Here is an 18,040-nt window from a genome sequence, read left to right as displayed (position 1 = left end):
GCCACGTGTTCCAGACCGAGGCGGGCGAGCTTCTTCATCAACGCATCGGGCTTGTGGATGTGCCGGAACCGACGGGTCATATAGACCTTCGCCTGTTCCCGGATTTCCGGCGATACTTCGATCCGGTCCGTGTTCAGCATTTCTTCAGTCATGGGCGCTCCGGAGAAGGGGATTCAACCAAAACCTAAATCAAATGCGCCCGAATCGAAAGCCCTAATCTCAAGCCCGGCGTGTCAGACCGTATTTTTTCAGCTTGTATTGCAACGTCCTGCGGCTCACACCAAGGGCTTCAGCGGTACGCTCCCTGTGTCCCTGATTCTCTTCCAGCGCGCGGACAATGGCCATTTTCTCCGCGTCCTCCAGCGAGGCGGGTGAGTGCGATGTCGGCTCGTGCTCCTGCTCGGGGGTGCCCGCGCCGGTGATCATGGGGGGCAGCAGGTCCGGACCGAGGGCATCCGAGCGTGCCAGAATGAGCGAGCGTTCCAGGACGTTTTCCAACTCGCGCACATTGCCGGGCCAGTCGTAGCGGGTGAGCGCTTCAAGGAATGCCGGTGTGACGGTGCGCACGTTCTTGCGGTTCTTTTCGCCGAGTTTGCCGAGCAGAAAGCTGACCAAAAGCGGCAGGTCGTCCTTTCTGTCGCGCAGCGGCGGGATGCGGATTTCGAGCACGGCCAGCCTGTAATAGAGGTCCTCGCGGAAGCGGCCCGCCTCCACTTCGGCCAGCAGGTTGCGGTTGGTGGCCACGATGATCCGCACGTCGGTTTCGACGGTACTCACGCCGCCGAGCGGTTCCACGGTCTTTTCCTGCAATGCGCGCAACAGCTTTGCCTGAAGCGCCGGAGGCATTTCGCCGATTTCGTCCAGAAACAGCGTGCCGCCGTCGGCAAGCTGGAAGCGTCCGGGCTTGTCTTTCACCGCGCCGGTGAACGCGCCCTTGACGTAACCGAACAGCTCGGATTCGAGCAGGTCATCCGGCAACGCGGCACAGTTGACCTTGATGAGCGGTTTGTCCGCGCGAAGGCTGGACTGATGCAGGGCCTCGGCGACCAGTTCCTTACCGGTACCGGATTCGCCAAGCACCATGACGGTGGCCTCGCTGGGACCTGCCTGAGCAATGAGTTCGCGCACGCGCTGCACGCCGGGGCTTGCGCCGATGAAATCCACACCACTTCCGGAGCCTTTGCGAAGCCGCGTGTTCTCCCGCAGCAGCCTGTGATATTCGTGGGCCTTGTCGAGAACGGCCTTGAGTTCTTCGTTGTCGGCCGGTTTGGTGAGGTAGTCGAAGGCGCCCTTTTTCATGGCCTCCACGGCGGAACCGACGCTGCCGAATGCGGTCAGCAGCACCACCGGGAGTCCGGGGCGACGCATGTTGAGTTCTCGCAGCAGCTCCAGCCCGTCCATGCCGGGCATTTTCATGTCCACGAGCGCCACGTCCGGCGGACAGTCCGCGGGATTGCAGCCGTCCGTCGCCAGCGCGGCCAGCTCCTCCAGAGCGGATTCGCCGCTGTCGGCCTCGGCCACGTTCCATCCGGCGTCTTCCAGAACGGCCCGGACCATCAGCCTGTGGCCGGGTTCGTCATCCACGATGAGTGCGGTCTTTCTTTCTTCGCTCATACGTCGTCCTCGATGTCGGGAAAGAACAGTTTGACGGCAGTGCCGTGTCCCGGTTCGGATTCTATTTCAACGCGGCCCTTGTGGGCGCGCATGATATTCTGAACAATGGCAAGCCCCAGTCCGGTTCCGGACCGCTTGCCGGTGGTAAAGAACGGTTCAAGCGCCTGATTACGCGTCTCTTCGTCCATGCCGACGCCGTTATCCTCCACGATGACCCAGACACCGCCCTTGCCGTGACGAGTGCGCAGGGTCACCTGTCCGTTCTCGCGGTCGCCCACGGCGTCCAGCGCATTGGTCACGAGATTCAGCAGAATCTGCCGCAGCGCATCGGCATCCGCCATGGCGTGCGATGCCTGAAAATCGGTCTGCGGCGTGACGCGGCGGTGTTCGAGATCAAAATGCATCAGGCGGCTCAGGGCATCCGCGGCTTCGGCTATGTCCACGGGTTCCGGCGCCAGTGCCCGGGGGCGTGCCAGATACAGCAGGTCCGTCACAACGCGGTTCAGGCGGTCGGCCTCCTGGACCATGGTGGCGGCGTAAGCGTCCATGGGAGCCTGCCCCTTGAGCTTTTCCGCAAAGAGTTGTGCAAAGCCACGCAGCGAACTCAGCGGATTGCGCACCTCATGGGCCACACCTGCGGCAAGCTGTCCCACCGCGGCCAGTCGCCGCGCTTCGTCGAGGTCTTCCTCAAGGCTCTTGATGCGGGTACGGTCGCGAATCAGCACCAGACGACGGCCGAACTCCTGCGCGTCATCTTCATCCTCGGTGAACGGGATGGAAAGTATTTCGAGACGCCGCCCTTCAAGGTCATACTGACGCCAGTCGTACCCGTCCCCTATTTCGCTGCACGGAAATTCCTTCCAGTTGCGTCCCAGAAGGTTGGGCGGCTCGTCGTCCTGCGGTCCAAGCAGCACCTTGGCGGAGCCGTTGGCGGCAAGAATGGTGCCGTCGGAATCCAGCGTGACGAGACCGTCGGGCATGTTGTCGAGCAGCCTGTTCTGGAACTGCTCCATGCGGTCCAGCCTGCGGCTCTGGTCGCGCCTTCTGAGGTATGCAAAAGCCAGCGACCACAGGACCACGGCCGCAAGAAAAACATATCCGGTCTGAAGAATGGCGGCGCGCCGGTACTGACGGAACTGCGCCATGTGTTTGGCGGCGTTGATGCCCACCACAAGATAGGCTGCGGGCGGATTCAGGCGTTTGCCCTGTCCGCGCCCTCCTTCCTCGTGCATCATGCCACGGCGACCGTGCATCATGCCTCCGCCGCCGTGCATCATACCACGATGCGTATCGTTTTCACCTATCATATCGCAGTCTTCGCCTTCCTCACATTCCTGCAAGGGACGTTTTCCGCCTGAAATAAAGGCCAGACCAGGCTGCATGAGCAGACCGGATACCAGCACGTCGCTGCCCTTGAGCTCACTCAGGACATGCCATGCACTGCCGGAATTGATGACTGCGCCGTCCTCGGGGAGCTTGAGGCGGAGTCCTTCGTTGTCCGCCGAGGCGATGAGCGGAGTGCCTTCCGGATTGTAAACACCCACGAAGGCGATGTCCTCGGCAGAGGAAAGTTCGGAAAAAAGGTCGGCCGCAACAGTGGGGAAAAGTGAAGTCACTTCGGGATTGCCGCGCATGCCGCGCATGATGCGCATGAGGTTGGCTTCCACGCCGCGAAGGATGGAGCCGCCGGAGAGGATCATGTGCTCACGCACCAGCTCCTTCTGACGGTCGATGCTGCGCCACGTCAGAAAAACGCTGCCGAGCCCGAGCACTATCAGCGCCAGTACGAGGGCCACCACCGGGCCGTGCTCGGAACCTATCGAACGTACTTCCATCGAAATCCTCATTGATGCGTTCCGCGCTCGCCGATGCGTGCGCTGCGCGCGACCTTATGCCCGAAGCCGGCCTTTTTCAAGGCCGTTAGCCGCCAGATGCTGCGCGGATGCAGTGCCCTGCCCTTCTGCAACATCTCCTCCCGATACCACGGCGAAGATCGCCATGAAACCGGGAGAATCGAGATACGGGGCAGCGGCGCCCAAACCGCTGCCCCGAATCACTACCGTTTTCGGTTACTTGTTTCCTGTCACGTTTTCCGAAATCTACCAGCGGTTCATTCCATGACCGGCACCGTAGCCGTGCGTGCCGTGACCGCCGCGCATATCACCTTCGAGGTAGGCGCAGTTGAATCCTCCGCCGCGGCGACCGCGACCATCAAAGCGCAGTCCGGTTTCGGCTTCAATCTCCTTGGACATGGCCGCGCGGTTGTCCCACATCTGCTCGCGGATATCGGTCAGATCGGCCACGAGTGCGTCGATGCGCTTCTCGTCGGGGTTGCCGGAGTTGGCAAACGCTTCGAGCTTGATATGTGCGGCGCGAGCCTTGTCACGAAGCTCGATCTGCTTTGCGCGGTACTTTTCAAAGATACCGTCAACCGCGGCCTGCTTCTCCGGAGTCAGCTGGCTGTAAAAGCCGTTGCCGTGTCCGTAGCCGTGACCGCTACCCATTCCGGGACCGCCGCATCCGCCGCCGCGTCCGTAACCCGGTCCGGCATAGGCCATGGCGGCCATGGAAAACATTGCGATTGCAACGATGGAAAAGATGAGTGTCTTCTTGGTCATGAAATTCTCCTTTGCCTTATAGTGAGAGTGTGATGCCCCGGAGGGCCTTTTCGCCTTTTGTACTGTCACTAAAGCACCGCGCATGCCAAAACACTAAAATCATATAATAACAATATATTAAGCCACAACACCAGAAAGACACTTCAGCTCAATGCGCAACATGCTGCACTTAATTTTGCACAAAACACCCCTCACAAGTGCAATCACCCTGCTCTTGACATTCCGTCATCGGGAACCAATCTTATGGACCGAGCAAATCCAATCACCAAGGAGCTAGCCATGCCCATCTATGAATACGAATGTCCCGATTGCCAGAAGCAGTTCGAGGAGCTTGTTTTCGATCCCGACGAAACCCCGAAGTGCCCGGCCTGTGGCGGGGAAAAGGCCGTCAGGCTCATTTCGCAGGTAAACACCAGAGGTGACGTGAGCGTCGAGATTCCCGACTTCAAAAAGGCCCTTGGCGACAAATATGGCGCGGGCGGCCCCGGTGGAGGGTGTGGTTCCGGCGGTTGCGGCTCCGGCGGATTCTCCTGAGGCTAATTTTTCATCCCCGGTCCGGGGAAATGCACAAAAAAAAGGCGGCAGGGTGACCCTGTCGCCTTTTTCGTACGTATATATCGGACATGAACGAATCAGAGTCCAAGTTCGGCAAGGTCTTCACCGAGATAGGACCGCTCGTTTTCGCCGAGAATGCCCAGCGAGAGGCAGATGAGAGTCCAGAGGTGGACCGTATGCCAGCCACCGCCGAAATGGTCGGTGATGTCGTGGACCTGGGAGTGACAGTTGTGACAGGGGGTGATGCAGTACGCGGCCCCGGTGGCCTCGATCTGCTCGAACTTGCGCAGCCCGTAGGCGCGGCGCTCCTCGGGAAAGCCGCCCTGAAGCGCTCCGCCACCGCCGCCGCAGCAGTAGTTGTTGGAGCGGTTCGGGTGCATGTCGATAAAGTTTTTCTCGCCAACGACCTTCTTCACCACAAAACGCAGGTCATCGGCCACGTCGTCGCCCAACGACTTGCGCACCAGCTGACACGGATCCTGCACGGTGAATTTCACGCCGGTGGTGTTCCAGTCGCTGTTCACGGGCAGCCGCCCTTCACGAATCCAGCGCGCGTAGTGCGGGATGATGCTCTCCAGCCTGAACGAGGGGGTGATCCCGAATTTCTTCAGTCCGGCCCGGACTGCGTAGAATTCGTGTCCTCATTCAGTGTTGAGCCAGACCTCGCAGCCCAACTCCTCCACTGCCCGGACCTTGGTACGGACGATGCTCTCCCACGCCTCTTCGTCGGCGGCGAACATGCAATAGTTCTCGGCGGCCCAGCCCACGGAGCTGTAGGTCCAGTCCGCACCCACCACGTTGAGGATTTTCCAGAGCGGCACCATCTCGTCCGGCTCGGTCATGGGTTCGCGAGAGTTCTGGTTCAGAAAAAACTTTGCCCCTTTTCGATTCATGGAAACGCTCAGGTCGGCCTGTGCGGGCTGCGTTTCCTTTACCTCTTCCAGCATGTCCTCCACCACGAACTCGAAATCCTCGGGGCGCGCGCCCATGGCGGAGCCGGTGTCGGTTCGAAGCGCCACGTCGCAGGAGCCGACGATGCCCTTGGGGCGCTTTTCGCGCGGCCAACGCGTTCTGGCGTGGTACACGAGCCGGGGGATGTCGATGTTCATGGGACAGACGTGCGTACAGCGCTGACACATGGTACACATCCAGACCCACGGGGTGGTTTCGAGCTGCTGTTCCATGTTCAGGGCGGCCATGCGCAGAAATTTGCGCGGATCCATATCCGCCAGCCCCGAGGCGGGACAGCCGGACGAGCAGAGGCCGCAGGTCAGACACATGTCGTAGTTGCCATCGCTCGGCAGCAGGGACTGTGCCTTTTCCTTGAAGGACTTTCCGTATTTCTTCATGGGATGAAACTCCGGTTTGCTGTGCGGGGCAGGGGCACCCGACGAGCCGCTCATACTGCATGCATCAGTGGTGAGCAAGCATTTCGTCCCGAGCCGGAAAACCTGCACCGGACCTCGCCGCACCGTGCGAACTTGCGAGGCCCAAACAATTCCTATACACGAGTCGCGTCTTTTGGATACCATCCATGGACGTACAACGCATCCACACCTGAGAGGGTATCACTGTGGGCACAAGAAAAACAATACAGACACAGGTCCTGATCATCGGCGCCGGAGCCACCGGTACCGGGGTCATGCGCGACCTGGCGCTACGGGGCGTGCACTGCGCCCTTGTGGACCGTTCCGACGTCAACGCCGGAGCCTCCGGCGGCAACCACGGTCTGCTGCACAGCGGCGGCCGCTACGTCTCCAACGACGCACACGCGGCGGCGGAGTGCCGCGAAGAAGGCGACATTCTCAAAAAACTCGCCCCCCAGTGCGTCGATGAAACCGGCGGATACTTCAGCGCGGTCGCCGGAGACGACGAGAACTTCATCGCCGACTTCAAGAGCCACTGCGAAAAGTGCGGCATCGACTGTACCGAAGTGGACCCGGCCGAAGCGCGCGAACAGGAGCCACACCTCGCCGAGGACACCATTGCGGTTTACGAGGTGCCCGACGCCTCCGTTGACCCCTTCAAGCTGTCGCTCGAAAACGTGGCGCACGCCAAGCTCGTCAACAACAGCAAATACCTGCGGCATACCGAGGTAGTACGCTTCGAAATCGAAAACGGACGCATCCGCGCCGCCATTTGTCGCGACACCGACTCCGGCGAGGAACTGCGCATTGAGGCCGAACAGTATGTGAACGCCGCCGGGGCATGGGCGGCCTCCGTGGCCGCGCAGGCCGGGGCGTCCGTTGACATGCTCTATTCCCGCGGCACCCTGCTGGTAACGCAGGAGCGGCTCTCCAGCCGGGTCATCAACCGCCTGAGGCCGCCGTCCGACGGCGACATTCTCGTTCCGGGCGGCACGGTCTCCATCCTCGGCACCACCAGCGTCCGCGTGGACGACCCAGCCGACGCGCGCCCCACGGTGGAGGAAGTGGACCGCAACGTGGAACAGGGCTGGCCCATGATGCCCATCCTCGCCCACACGCGTTATATCCGCGCCTACGCCGGGGTTCGCCCGCTGGTACTGGTGGGCGACGGTGAAGGCGACGGCCGCAGCGTATCCCGCGACTTCTCCCTGTTCGACCACGAGGACGCGAACCTTTCCAACTTCTGCACCATCACCGGCGGCAAGCTGACCACCTACCGCGTCATGGCCGAAAGATGCTCCGACCTCGTGGCATCGCGCCTCGGCGTGAGCGCACCGTGTCTGACCGCCACCGAGCCGCTGGCAACGGTCAACGCCTGCGAGTGGACCGAACCGGGACGTGCACCGAAGATTTGGGCGCGCAATCCGGACGCGGACGACCCCATCCTGTGCGAGTGCGAGATGGTTCCCGCCAGCGCCATTGACGAAATCATGAACGACTGCTCCGAATTCATCCCGGACCCCGGACTTCAGGCACTGGGACTTCGCAGCCGCATCGGCAAGGGCTCCTGTCAGGGCTCGTTCTGCGGAATGCGCATCGCCGCCCATCTTTACGACACCGGTCGGTTCGACTCCCCGGGCGGCCTGAAGAATATGCAGGGCTTCTTTGCCCAGCGCTTCAAGGGGCTGCGCCCGGTGCTGTGGGAAACGCAGCTCGTGCAGGCGGAGCTGGCCGAAGCGCTCCACTGCGGCCTGCTGGGACTGGAACAGATCGAAGGAGAGGACGACTAGCCATGGCAGACACCATCCATTGCGACCTCGCGATAATAGGGACCGGCATCGCGGGCATGGCCGCAGCGATATTTGCAGCCAATCGCGGCATGAGCGTGGCCCAGGCGGGCAACACGGGTTCGCTGGCCTACACCACCGGCTACTTCGACCTGCTTGGTTCGATCCCCGCCACCGACGAAGGCGGTAAGGCCACACCGGTCAACGAACCGTTCAAGGCCCTGCCGGAGCTGCTGAACGCCTTTCCCCAGCACCCCTACCGTTTCGTTGACGAAGCGGGGATGCGTGAGGCCTTCACCGAACTGACGGATTTCCTCACCCGCTCCGGCCTCCGCTACGAAGGGGGCGGAGAGACAAACCACCGCCTGCCCAGCCCTGCCGGGACCCTCAAGCGCACGTGGTTCGTGCCCGCAACCATGCGGCCTGCGGAAGAGATGCTCGCGGGAACGGAAGAATGCGTCATCGTTGACTTCGCCGGGCTCAAGGGGTTCAGCGCGCGCCAGATAGCGGCCAACCTCTCCCCGAAACGGGCGAACCTGCGAGGCGAAACCGTACGCCTGCCCGGACCGGGCGGAGAAGTCTACGCTGAGAACGTGGCCCGGATGCTGGAAACCGAACGCGGCCGCGAAAGCTTCGCCAAGGTGCTGCAACCGCTGATCGGTGACGCGTCGTGGCTTGGTCTCCCGGCCTGTCTTGGCATCTATCGCCCCGAAGACATTATGGACGATATGGAAAGACGGCTGGGCGTGCGGATATTCGAAATTCCGACCATGCCTCCGGGTGTTCCCGGCATCCGCATCAAGGAAGCCTTCGAGGAAGCGTCTTCCGGCATGGATCTGCGCCTTTTCCGTCAACAGAGGTTGGTCTGGGAAGACCAACACGACGAACTATACCGCCTGCGCGTCACCGGCACCAGCGTGGAGCGCCAAGTGCTGGCGAAAAACGTCCTGCTCGCCAGCGGCCGCTTCCTCGGCGGCGGGCTGACAGGAGAACGCACCGGCATCCGCGAAACCGTCATCGGCCTGCCGGTCCAGCAGCCCGATAGCCGCGAGGACTGGCACCGCTTCAATTACTTCGACCAGCGCGGCCACAAAGTGCACCGCACCGGACTGGTCTGCGACGAATCCCTGCGGCCGCTGGGGAATGACGGCAAGCCGTTTGCGCAACACCTCCACGCCGCAGGTTCCGTGCTTGCCGGCGCGGACTGGATGCGCATGAAATGCGGCGCGGGCGTGGCCGTGACCACGGCTCTGGCCGCCGTGAAAAGCATGAAATAATCAGGTTCTGGGGCCGGAGCGCGGCACGAACGGCAGGGGGCAAGGTTCCTCCCGCCTGAGGACGAGCTGTTCCAGAAGGCCCGCAAGACGACTGTCATAGGAAGGGTCGTCCGAAAACTGGCGGACGGCCTTTTCCATTTCCTTGGCTCCATGATAGGGGCGCTCTCCCACCGAAGCGCAGAAGGCATCTGCAAGGCCGCAGATTCGAGCGTTCAGGCCCACCGCCTCGCCGCGAAGCCTGCCGGGATATCCCGTGCCGTTGACCCGCTCGTGATGATGCTGCACGCACTCCTCCACCACCGGGTCCTTCACCTTGAGCCGGGCAAGCATCATCATGCCCGTGTCGGGATGCTTTTTCATGGACTGCCGCTCGTTGTGCATGAGCACGCCCGGCTTGTCGCGGATGAAGCCGGGGACGCGGATCATGCCCACGTCGTGCAAGGCCAGCCCGAGGGCGAGGCTGCCGAGCTCCAGCCGCTGAAGGTCGCGCCATGCAGCCATGACGCGCAGGCCTAAGCCGATGAAGATGGTGTTCACCGTGTGTATTTCCAGCGAATATCCATAGCCCAGCGTACGCACCAGAAAGCCGATGCGGCAGGGATTGGTCCAGATATATTCGCACAGCACACCAAGGTCCGCGCGCACCTCCCTGAGGCTGTGATGGGTCGGCTGGTCATAGAAAGTCCCCATCTTCTCGACCAGAGCGCGAAAAAAGGTTTCGGCCACGTCGCGGTTGTCGAGATCGTCCTCAAGCAGGACGAGGCCGAGGTTCTTGCTCAGGAGTTTGGCGTAGGTTCGATAGTCGTCGCGGTGAAGATACAGGCGCCCTTCGTCGCAGGTCTGCTGCGCCTCGCGCCGACGCTCCGGGCTCATGACCTTCTCGGCTTCATGGAACATATCCACCCGCTCCAGAAGCTCGTTCCACTCATACAGCCGCACCGGCGGAACGTCCTCTGGGAACGTGGAAAGCAGGTTTCTGCTGATCTGCAGATACTGCTCGCGCAATTGATCCGTCGAATCCGACATGATGGGCCTCCGGGGTCAAGGGTACTGCGAGCATAGCGCGTTTCAACCGTTTTTCAAAGCCGTGGCGCCGAAAGCATGAAAAAAGGAGCGTCCCGCCTCTGCGGACCGCTCCATAATCTGCGTCATTCAGTGGCCGGGCTACTTGTTGCCGTTGCCGTTGCCCCGGCCATTACCCTTGCCCTTGCCCTTGCCGTTGCCTCCGGCGTTGCTGTTGCCGCCGGCTCCCTTACCGCTGTTGCCGCGTCCACCGGAAGCGGAAGCGCTGGATGCGGACTTGGAACCCTTGGCGCCGCCCTTGGCCTTGGAGGAGGCGCGGCTCAGACCGATGGCCTTGCCCTTGGAGTTGCCCTTGCCACCGCGCACGCCCGGGGTCTTGGCGATTCCGGTCTTCATGTTGCGGGTGGTCTTGCGGCCCTTGGCGAGGCCCATGCCCTTGCCGCGACCGTTACCCGGTCCGGCCATGGCCGCCGTGCGCTGAGTCTGCCTCTTTGCCTTGTTGTGGCCCATGCCGAGGATGCTCGGGTGCAGGCCCAGTTCCTGAGCGATCTGTCCCCAGCCCATGCCCTGATCGCGCATGGAACCGATATCCCCGGCGTCGAGGGATGCGGCTTCGGCCACGGCTTCGGCAGCGGCCTGTTCATTGGTCTGTGCCGCAGCCAGATCGTTCTCGGCTGCTGCAAGACCGGATTCGGCGGCCGCAAGGCCGGATTCCGCTTCCGCGAGGTCGGCCTGCGCGGCTGCGAGGTCCGCTTCGGCGGCGGCTGCCGCTTCATCGGTTTCAGCGGCTGCCAGATCGGCCTCTGCGGCTGCGATGTCGGCCTGCGCCGCGTCTACTGCGGCCTGAGCGTCGGTAACGTCGGCTTCGGCAGCGGCCACATCGGCTTCGGCGGCTTCGGTCTCGGCGGTGGCGGCGTCAAGGTCGCCCTGCATTTCGGCAGCGGCCACCTCGGCAGCGGCTTCCGCAACCGTGGCGGCACGTTCGGCCTGCGTCGGGTTGGCAAAAGTCGAAGTTTCCGCCGTATCGTCACCGGTGTCGGTATCGGTGTCGGTATCAGTGTCCGTTTCCGCGCCAGTATCGGTCTCCGTGCCGGTGTCGGTATCGGTCACCGTAGTGTCATCGCCGGTCGTGTCAGTGTCGGTCTGCGCCATTGCAACGGGCGCGGCCAGCATCAGCACCAGCATGGAAAGCAGTATATACTTCATGAAAATCTTCATGGACTCTTCCTCCAAACGGCTACTCGACCACGGTGATGAACTTGACCGTCTCATCAAGGGTCATGGTGCCGTCTTCGGTTTCTACCTTTTCCCCCTGCCCGAACCAACTCGGCTTGAGGCGGGAGGGATCAACTTCGGGCCACATCCGTGAAACGTAGTTGCGGATGAGCAGGGCCTTCCGTTTGGCCGATGCCGCACCGGACGCGTCAAACACGACCACGTGGACATCGAGCTTTCTATTGTTTTCAAGCATGGCCCCCAGCACGGAAAGGGAGGGCTTGGACTCGTCGGTCAGCGTCATGATGGTCTCCCCCATTTCGAACCGGGGGACACGGAGCGTAATCTTGCGCTGGCCGAGGATGTAGTTGCGATAGGTGTAGTCGCCCAGCGAGTTCAGATTTTCCGTGGCCTTGAATCCGAGGACGCCGTCGGGGTAGGCTTCCATGAATTCGAGCCAGGCCTGATGCGCCTCTTCCTTGCGACCCATACCGTAAAGGGCCTCACCCCTGCTGTAGAGCGCTTCGGGGTTGTAGGGGTCCAGTTCAAGCACGCGATCATAGAACGCCAGGGCATTTTCCCACTCGCCTCTGTCAAGGTAGTTGTGCGCGAGGTAGAGGTTCGCGGAGACATGGCGAGTGTTGGCTTGAAGCGCCCGGCGGTATGCCTCGCGCTCCTTGTCGAAGTTCAGAAGCGCCCAGTTGGCCACGCCGACCCAGAAATGATAGTCCGAGTCTTCAGGATCCAGCTTTGCCGCTTTCTCCAGATAGGGAAGCGCCGGCTCCGGCTCCTGCTTGGCCATGTACATCCTGCCAAGATAGTAATTGGCTGCAGGATCGTTGGGATTCTGTGCGAGTTCCTGTCGCATACTTCTGATACCTTCGTCGTAATCTTCCTGCTGGAGATAGTGGGCTCCGGTAAGCGATGGTACGCATCCGGCACTCAATGCCAGCATCATCAGCACAATTGCCGAAACAAAACGGCTTTTCACTTTCAGGACTCCCATGTGTTCGCGAACAAAGCGTCCTTGTTCTCATTTACGGATCAGGGGCCATGTGGTCACAGCCCTATTTCCTTTCTTCGAAAAGACCTCTGGATGTCAGCCCGAGCAGGGCCATGGCGTCTCGAACGGTTCCGCCTTCCTTCAGGACTTCCACGGCAACCTTGGCCGCGGCGTCGTCAGAAAGTCCGCGCGACCTCGTCAGGGTAATCACGCGGGAAAAATATCGCCACTCGCCGTCAAGCGTACCGGATTGGAATCCGGCCGTGAAGATGCGCATGGCGTCCTCGACCGGATAATCCAGCTCGCCGAACATGCCGAGCATGTCCATACCGAGAGAAAAGCGGTCGAGCTCCTGATCGGGGAACTGTTTGAAATAGGCGCGCACGGCCTGTTCGGAAGCACCGGAACCAATGGCTTCGCCAGCCAGGACCTCCTTGTAGGGGTCCCGCTCGCCGGGCAGATCGGCCAACGCAGCGCGCGCCTTGAGATAACTGTCGAGGTGGGCCTTGAGGACTGCGGCAACCCGCACGGCAGGCACGCGCTTGGCGCGCCCCTCCATGGCCTTGGCCTCAAGCAGCGAGGTGGGGAAACGAAGCTCCCGCGCCTGCTTGAGAACCGCCGCCACCTGCGGACTCCAATCCTCGTGAGAACGTTGCAGGCCGTCATCCGCACTGGCGGAGACAGCCTGCAACGTCAGAAATGTCGTAAAGAGGATGACTCTACAAAGACTGTTCATGATCCCCTGTGAGGTACAGTACCGAATTACGGTTGCCGAAACCGTCGTCCCTGCTCAGCGGCGCCACCGGGTCGGCCACGACGCGTTCACCATCCACGAGGAAAACGTACTCGTGCGTTCCGGGCGGCAACTCAAGGTCGGCGACCCATGCCCCCAGCGACTTGTCGTACCGCATGGCCGCTTCGTCCGGGGACCAGTTGTTGAAGGAGCCTATCACGGCCACCTGTCTCGCGTCGACATTCTTGCCGAGCACGAACCGCACGGGCACCGCCCCCGATCCGTCTGGCGCGACCGCCATTTGCTGCATAGGCAGAGCCAGCACCATCAGCAGCGCGGCAACAGCCATGGCCGGGATAACCCTGACCGGAGTTATCCGGATGGTGATCGGCCTGCGCATCCACAGCAGAAGCCGTTCCCACAGGCTCGGCCTGCGCGGCTCAAGAGAAGACATGACCCTGTCTGCGAACCCCTCCGGGACATCCGCCCGGGGCATTTCGCGAATCATGCTGGCAAGCATTTCGTCATCAAAACGTTCATTGGTCATGCTTTTCGCCTCCGAATCGTTTCCTGAGCATGCAAAGCCCTCTGGAAACCCTCATCTTGGCGCCGCTCACGCTAATGGAAAGCGCCTCGGCAATATCCTTCATGCTGCAATCCTCCCGAAAGCGCAACACCAGCGCTTCACGGTAGGCTTCGGGCAGCCTCTCAATCTCCTGGGCCATTCGCTGGCCATCAAGCCGGGTCTGCATGTCCACGGGCGGCACTCCTTCTCCGAGACAATCCGGATCCATCCCTGTGTATTCCCGCCCGGATTTGCGCATATGGTCCCTGAGCAGATTAATCCCTATAGCATAAAGCCACGGGAAAAACCGCTTGGACGCGTTGAACCTGCCGATGGCGGCATAGGCCTTGGTGAACGTCTCCTGAGCCAGATCCGCAGCGGTTTCACGCTCTGTCACGCTTCGAAGCATGAGGTTGTAGATCGGTCCCTGGTAACGCTCCACCAGAAACCGGAACGCCTCAGTGTCTCCGGCCTGCACATCACGTATGATTTCCTTTTCCGCTTCGCTCTCGCTCAACCTCTCACTCCGTCCGGGGCCCCGGTTCACAACTACGTTTCAGTTCCATATACGAATGACGCCGCATCCGGTCACAGGGTTTCGGTACTTGCGGCGTCCATCTGCATAATGTACCCACAAAGGCTAACCCAAAACTACCGGAGTAGATATGATTGAAATGGACACTCCAGTGCTGAAGGCAATCAGAGAACGAAGAAGCATCCGCAAGTTCACCGGAGACGCGGTCTCGCGGGAGGACATCCTGACCATCCTCGAAGCGGGACGATGGGCTCCCAGCGGGCTGAATAACCAGCCGTGGCGTTTTCTCGTCATCCCCGCGGGCGACCCGCGACAGGAAAAGCTGGCCGAATGCACCAAATACGCCCATGTGGTCCGACAGAGCGCAGCGCTTATATGCATCACGCTCGACAAGGAACGCATGTACAGTGAAATGAAGGACCATCAGGGCGCGGGCGCCTGCATCCAGAACATGCTTCTGGCCGTGCACGACCTGGGCCTCGGAGCCGTCTGGCTGGGCCAGATCATCAACGACCAGGACGCGGCCCTCGAAGCGGCCGGCATCCCCGACACCCAGGAATTGCAGGCGGTGCTCGCGATCGGACAGCCTGCGCAGGACGGCACGTCCACCCGCCTCGAACTCGCCGACCTCATGTTGGAGGAATTCTAGATGACCGTAAAGACCATTCCCCTCGGCCCGCTCGAAACCAACTGCTACGTTCTGTCCGACGGCGGCCGGGCCGTGGTGGTGGATCCCGGCGGAGAACCGGGCCCCCTACTCAAGTACCTTGAAGAGCAGGGACTCGAAGTGGACGCGATTCTCAACACGCACCTGCACTTCGACCACACGCTGGGCAACAAGGCCCTCGCCGACGCCCTCGAAAAAGACATCCTTGCCTCCGAGGACGACCGTCCCCTGCTGGACACCGAACTCGGTGGCGGCGGAATGATGGGTTTGCCCGAGGTTCCGGCCTACGACTTCAAGCCGCTGACTCCCGGCGAGACCGAATTTGCGGGAATGCGCTGCCGCATCTTCGCCACCCCCGGTCACTCGCAGGGCAGCCTGACTTTCTACTTCCCGGATGCCCAGTGCGCCTTCGTGGGCGATCTGGTCTTCTACCGCTCCATCGGCCGCACCGACTTTCCGGGCGGAAGCCTCGACGTGCTGAAGAAATCCGTCGAGGAGAACATCTTCACCCTTCCGCCGGAGACCGTGCTGTATCCGGGCCATGGCCCCGAGACCACGGTGGGCGACGAGAAGAACCATAACCCCTTCTTCACGGGACTTTAGGAGGCGGCAATGAGCGAAGAAGTCGTTCGCGCCGACATTCGCGGCAAGTGCTGAGGCCTGACCATGGAGATAGGTTGGTATCTCCGTTTCGCCAAGTCGGACAAGATTGAGCTGACCGCAGACCCCGGCGCCGTGCCGCAGATTTTCTATGTGCTGGACATCCATCCCGAATGGGACGTGGACATAGAGAACGTGGAGGATCACGTGGTGGCCCACTATCGGCGAAAGGAGCCGGTATGGTCCAAAACGGAAGCCGCAGGACAGGAGTAGACGAGTGAGCTACGCCGCCATATTCGCATGCAGCCACCGCAAGGGAGGCAACACGGACCACGCCGCCGAACTCATGGCGCAGGGCGTCATGGATGCCGGCGGCGAGGCCCGGGTCCTCTTCGTGCGCGATTACGCCGTGGAGCACTGCCTCGCCTGTGGAGCATGCGAAAAGGCCGCGGGCCAGCCCCCGGAAAAATGCTGCGTGCTCTCACCGCGCGATGATTCCATGAAGCTGTTCCGCCCTCTGCTGGAGGCCCGGACCGTCCTGATCAGCTCGCCCATCTACTTTTATGCCCTGCCCTCGCGGTTCACGACACTCATGGACCGTTCGCAGCAGTTCTGGGCCGCCCGGAACCGCGGCGAGTCGTGGCTTGTCGAACAGCCTGCGCGCACCGCGACACTGGCCATGGCTGCGGGCCGCCCGCGTGGCGAAAAGCTCTTTGAAGGCGCAGAACGCTCCCTGAGGTTCTTCCTTAAGGACTATGGGATAGAAATTGCGCAGTCGCTTCATTTCCGGGGCAAGGACGGACCGAATGACATGCGGGCCGACGAGTCCGCCCGAGAGCGCCTCCTGCGGGCCGGTCGCGAGGCGTGGACCGGGCCGGAATCGTAATGTTTGCCGGATTGGCCCGAAGCCTTGGCCTTGATGCCGGGCGGTGCACACTTTGCCCGTCGCAAACATCGTTCGGCATGCTGTTTTGCGAAGACTGCGCACAAAGGCTCCGCCCCCGCGCCGGAGGATACTGCCCCCGGTGCGGCGAACTTTCCTCGGACCCAGACAGTGAACCGACCCTGTGCGCCATGTGTCGCATCGAACCGCCGCCGTGGGAGCGCATTCATTTTCATGGCGCCTACGACGACCTGCTGCGGGAGATGATCCTGCGCCTGAAGTTCGCCGGAGGCATCCAGATGACCGCGCCACTGCGCGCCATCCTGAGGGAGTCCATACGGGGTACGGATGAGCTGCCGGAGCTGGTGGTTCCAGTCCCGCTTCATTGCAGACGCCTTCGCTGGCGCGGCTTCAACCAGAGCCTGCTGCTGGCGCATGCTGTGACGTCGGAGCATGGAGGACGGTTGAGCCCGAAGGCTCTGCGCCGCATCCGTGCAACGCGTCCGCAGAGCGAATTGGGTCCCGGGGAGCGGCGAAAAAACCTGTCCGGAGCTTTTGTCGCAAACTCTGAAACCGTCCGAGCCAAAAGCGTTCTGCTCGTGGATGACGTGCTGACAACGGGGACCACTTTGCGGGAGTGCGCACGGACGTTGCGCAGAGCCGGAGCGTCGCGCGTGGAGGCGCTTGTGGCGGCGGTTGCGGACGCTTCGGACCAGCCGTACAAAAAGTGAAAAAATACGTCAGCGGGCCTTGACTTTCTGCGCGTTTTGGAGATAGGTTGCCGCTCTCTGACCAGATGGAGGTAGACAATGTTTGCAATTATCGAGACCGGCGGAAAACAGTACCGCGTAGAAGAAGGTCTTGAACTCAACGTAGATCTGATGAAGGTCGAAGCCGGGGAATCCCTCAGCATCGACAAGGTGCTTCTGGTGGACAACGACGGCGACACCAAAGTTGGTGCTCCCTACGTCGAAGGGGCTGCCGTGGAATGCGAAGTCCTCGGACACAACCGCGGCAAGAAAGTCGTGGTGTTCCACAAGCTGTCCAAGAAAGACGCCCGCAACACCAAGGGTCACCGCCAGGACTTCACTCAAATCAAGGTCAAGGCCATCAAGGCCTAGCCCTGCCAGGAGGATATCATGGCTCATAAGAAAGCTGGTGGTAGTTCCAGGAACGGACGCGACAGTGCCGGACAAAGACGGGGCGTAAAGCGCTTCGGCGGTCAGGACGTCGCAGCAGGCAACATCCTCGTGCGTCAGCTCGGCACCAAGGTGCATCCGGGCAACGGCGTCGGCATGGGCAAGGACTACACCCTGTTCGCCCTCGTCGACGGTATCGTCAAGTACGAGAAGTTCACTCGCAAGAAAGCCGTAAAGACCCGCGTACACGTGGTTCCCGCCGAGGCCTAGGCCCGGCGCCCGGTCTTAAGGATTTCCCTTCGGATGGGAGGCGTCTAACAGGCGCTTCCCATCCGTTTTGGCGTTTGAAATCCGAAGCTCCGCCCGGAAATTCGCCAAAGGACCGCCTCTAGGAGCGTTGATCGACACCCCGAACCGGGAGTCCCATTCCGGACGATCCCGAGCCGAGGGCACGCTGAC

General features: G+C 61.6%; 20 protein-coding genes. 10 read left to right on the top strand and 10 right to left on the bottom strand.

Translation table 11 applies throughout. The features are described from left to right. Nucleotides 1-219 precede the first annotated feature (219 nt). The 3 genes from B149_RS0103580 to B149_RS0103565 all read right to left on the bottom strand — a co-directional run bounded on the left by B149_RS0103580 (nt 220) and on the right by B149_RS0103565 (nt 4,232). Nucleotides 220-1,614 carry a sigma-54-dependent transcriptional regulator gene (locus B149_RS0103580; RefSeq protein WP_018123796.1) on the bottom strand — a complete coding sequence of 465 codons (1,395 nt, stop codon included), beginning with the start codon at nt 1,612-1,614 and terminating at the stop codon, nt 220-222. After that, nucleotides 1,611-3,449: a two-component system sensor histidine kinase NtrB gene (locus B149_RS0103575; RefSeq protein ID WP_040372157.1), complete on the bottom strand. Its 1,839-nt coding sequence runs from the start codon at nt 3,447-3,449 to the stop codon at nt 1,611-1,613. The genes B149_RS0103580 and B149_RS0103575 overlap by 4 nt, the downstream gene beginning before the upstream one ends. 264 nt (nt 3,450-3,713) lie before the next feature. Further along, nucleotides 3,714-4,232 carry a periplasmic heavy metal sensor gene (locus tag B149_RS0103565; protein ID WP_018123793.1) on the bottom strand — a complete coding sequence of 173 codons (519 nt, stop codon included), beginning with the start codon at nt 4,230-4,232 and terminating at the stop codon, nt 3,714-3,716. Between the two features lie 279 nt (nt 4,233-4,511). Here B149_RS0103565 and B149_RS17745 point away from each other — a divergent pair, with 279 nt between their 5' ends. Next, complete coding sequence (locus B149_RS17745; RefSeq protein WP_018123792.1) at nt 4,512-4,766, top strand: FmdB family zinc ribbon protein; 255 nt, start codon at nt 4,512-4,514, stop codon at nt 4,764-4,766. A gap of 98 nt (nt 4,767-4,864) precedes the next feature. On the opposite strand, the gene B149_RS18215 is transcribed toward B149_RS17745, so the two are convergent. Beyond that, entirely contained in the window at nt 4,865-6,136 is a 1,272-nt protein-coding gene (locus B149_RS18215; protein WP_245533185.1) for a (Fe-S)-binding protein, read from the bottom strand. Between the two features lie 224 nt (nt 6,137-6,360). On the opposite strand from B149_RS18215, the gene B149_RS0103545 reads away from it, so the two are divergent. Then, complete coding sequence (locus B149_RS0103545; protein WP_018123789.1) at nt 6,361-7,944, top strand: FAD-dependent oxidoreductase; 1,584 nt, start codon at nt 6,361-6,363, stop codon at nt 7,942-7,944. 2 nt (nt 7,945-7,946) lie between these two features. Further along, on the top strand, nt 7,947-9,218 hold the full coding sequence (gene glpB, locus B149_RS0103540) for a glycerol-3-phosphate dehydrogenase subunit GlpB (RefSeq protein ID WP_018123788.1): 1,272 nt from the start codon (nt 7,947-7,949) through the stop codon (nt 9,216-9,218). Here the strand turns inward: glpB and B149_RS16330 are convergent, their stop codons facing one another. The 6 genes from B149_RS16330 to B149_RS0103510 form a co-directional block, all read right to left on the bottom strand. Further along, complete coding sequence (locus B149_RS16330; protein ID WP_018123787.1) at nt 9,219-10,244, bottom strand: HD-GYP domain-containing protein; 1,026 nt, start codon at nt 10,242-10,244, stop codon at nt 9,219-9,221. Between the two features lie 138 nt (nt 10,245-10,382). Further along, nucleotides 10,383-11,459 (bottom strand): hypothetical protein, encoded by a 1,077-nt coding sequence (locus B149_RS17740; protein ID WP_018123786.1) that lies wholly within the window; start codon nt 11,457-11,459, stop codon nt 10,383-10,385. Nucleotides 11,460-11,478: 19 nt separating this feature from the next. Then, nucleotides 11,479-12,447 (bottom strand): tetratricopeptide repeat protein, encoded by a 969-nt coding sequence (locus B149_RS0103525; protein ID WP_026167430.1) that lies wholly within the window; start codon nt 12,445-12,447, stop codon nt 11,479-11,481. Between the two features lie 76 nt (nt 12,448-12,523). After that, nucleotides 12,524-13,195, bottom strand: coding sequence for a hypothetical protein (locus B149_RS0103520; RefSeq protein ID WP_156816731.1), 672 nt, complete (start codon nt 13,193-13,195; stop codon nt 12,524-12,526). Then, nucleotides 13,179-13,739, bottom strand: coding sequence for an isoamylase early set domain-containing protein (locus B149_RS17735; RefSeq protein WP_018123783.1), 561 nt, complete (start codon nt 13,737-13,739; stop codon nt 13,179-13,181). The genes B149_RS0103520 and B149_RS17735 overlap by 17 nt, the downstream gene beginning before the upstream one ends. Beyond that, complete coding sequence (locus tag B149_RS0103510; RefSeq protein WP_018123782.1) at nt 13,729-14,274, bottom strand: RNA polymerase sigma factor; 546 nt, start codon at nt 14,272-14,274, stop codon at nt 13,729-13,731. Before B149_RS0103510 ends, B149_RS17735 begins: the two co-directional genes overlap by 11 nt. Before the next feature lie 148 nt (nt 14,275-14,422). Between B149_RS0103510 and B149_RS0103505 the strand changes: the two genes are divergently transcribed. The 7 genes from B149_RS0103505 (at nt 14,423) to rpmA (ending at nt 17,851) form a co-directional block, all read left to right on the top strand. Beyond that, entirely contained in the window at nt 14,423-14,941 is a 519-nt protein-coding gene (locus tag B149_RS0103505; protein ID WP_018123781.1) for a nitroreductase family protein, read from the top strand. Beyond that, nucleotides 14,942-15,562, top strand: coding sequence for an MBL fold metallo-hydrolase (locus B149_RS0103500; protein WP_018123780.1), 621 nt, complete (start codon nt 14,942-14,944; stop codon nt 15,560-15,562). Nucleotides 15,563-15,625: 63 nt separating this feature from the next. After that, nucleotides 15,626-15,832, top strand: a complete 207-nt coding sequence (locus tag B149_RS0103495; RefSeq protein WP_018123779.1) for a hypothetical protein — start codon at nt 15,626-15,628, stop codon at nt 15,830-15,832. A gap of 4 nt (nt 15,833-15,836) precedes the next feature. Next, nucleotides 15,837-16,445 carry a flavodoxin family protein gene (locus B149_RS0103490; protein ID WP_018123778.1) on the top strand — a complete coding sequence of 203 codons (609 nt, stop codon included), beginning with the start codon at nt 15,837-15,839 and terminating at the stop codon, nt 16,443-16,445. Nucleotides 16,446-16,522: 77 nt separating this feature from the next. Further along, nucleotides 16,523-17,173, top strand: a complete 651-nt coding sequence (locus tag B149_RS0103485; RefSeq protein WP_169332898.1) for a ComF family protein — start codon at nt 16,523-16,525, stop codon at nt 17,171-17,173. Between the two features lie 78 nt (nt 17,174-17,251). Continuing rightward, on the top strand, nt 17,252-17,563 hold the full coding sequence (gene rplU, locus B149_RS0103480) for a 50S ribosomal protein L21 (RefSeq protein WP_018123776.1): 312 nt from the start codon (nt 17,252-17,254) through the stop codon (nt 17,561-17,563). Nucleotides 17,564-17,581: 18 nt separating this feature from the next. Beyond that, nucleotides 17,582-17,851, top strand: coding sequence for a 50S ribosomal protein L27 (gene rpmA / locus B149_RS0103475; RefSeq protein ID WP_018123775.1), 270 nt, complete (start codon nt 17,582-17,584; stop codon nt 17,849-17,851). Nucleotides 17,852-18,040 lie beyond the last annotated feature (189 nt).

The sequence above is a fragment of the Desulfovibrio oxyclinae DSM 11498 genome (assembly GCF_000375485.1).
GTDB lineage: Bacteria > Desulfobacterota > Desulfovibrionia > Desulfovibrionales > Desulfovibrionaceae > Pseudodesulfovibrio > Pseudodesulfovibrio oxyclinae.
The sequence above is the reverse complement of the archived record's forward strand: the minus strand, read 5'-3'. Positions and strand labels throughout refer to the sequence as shown.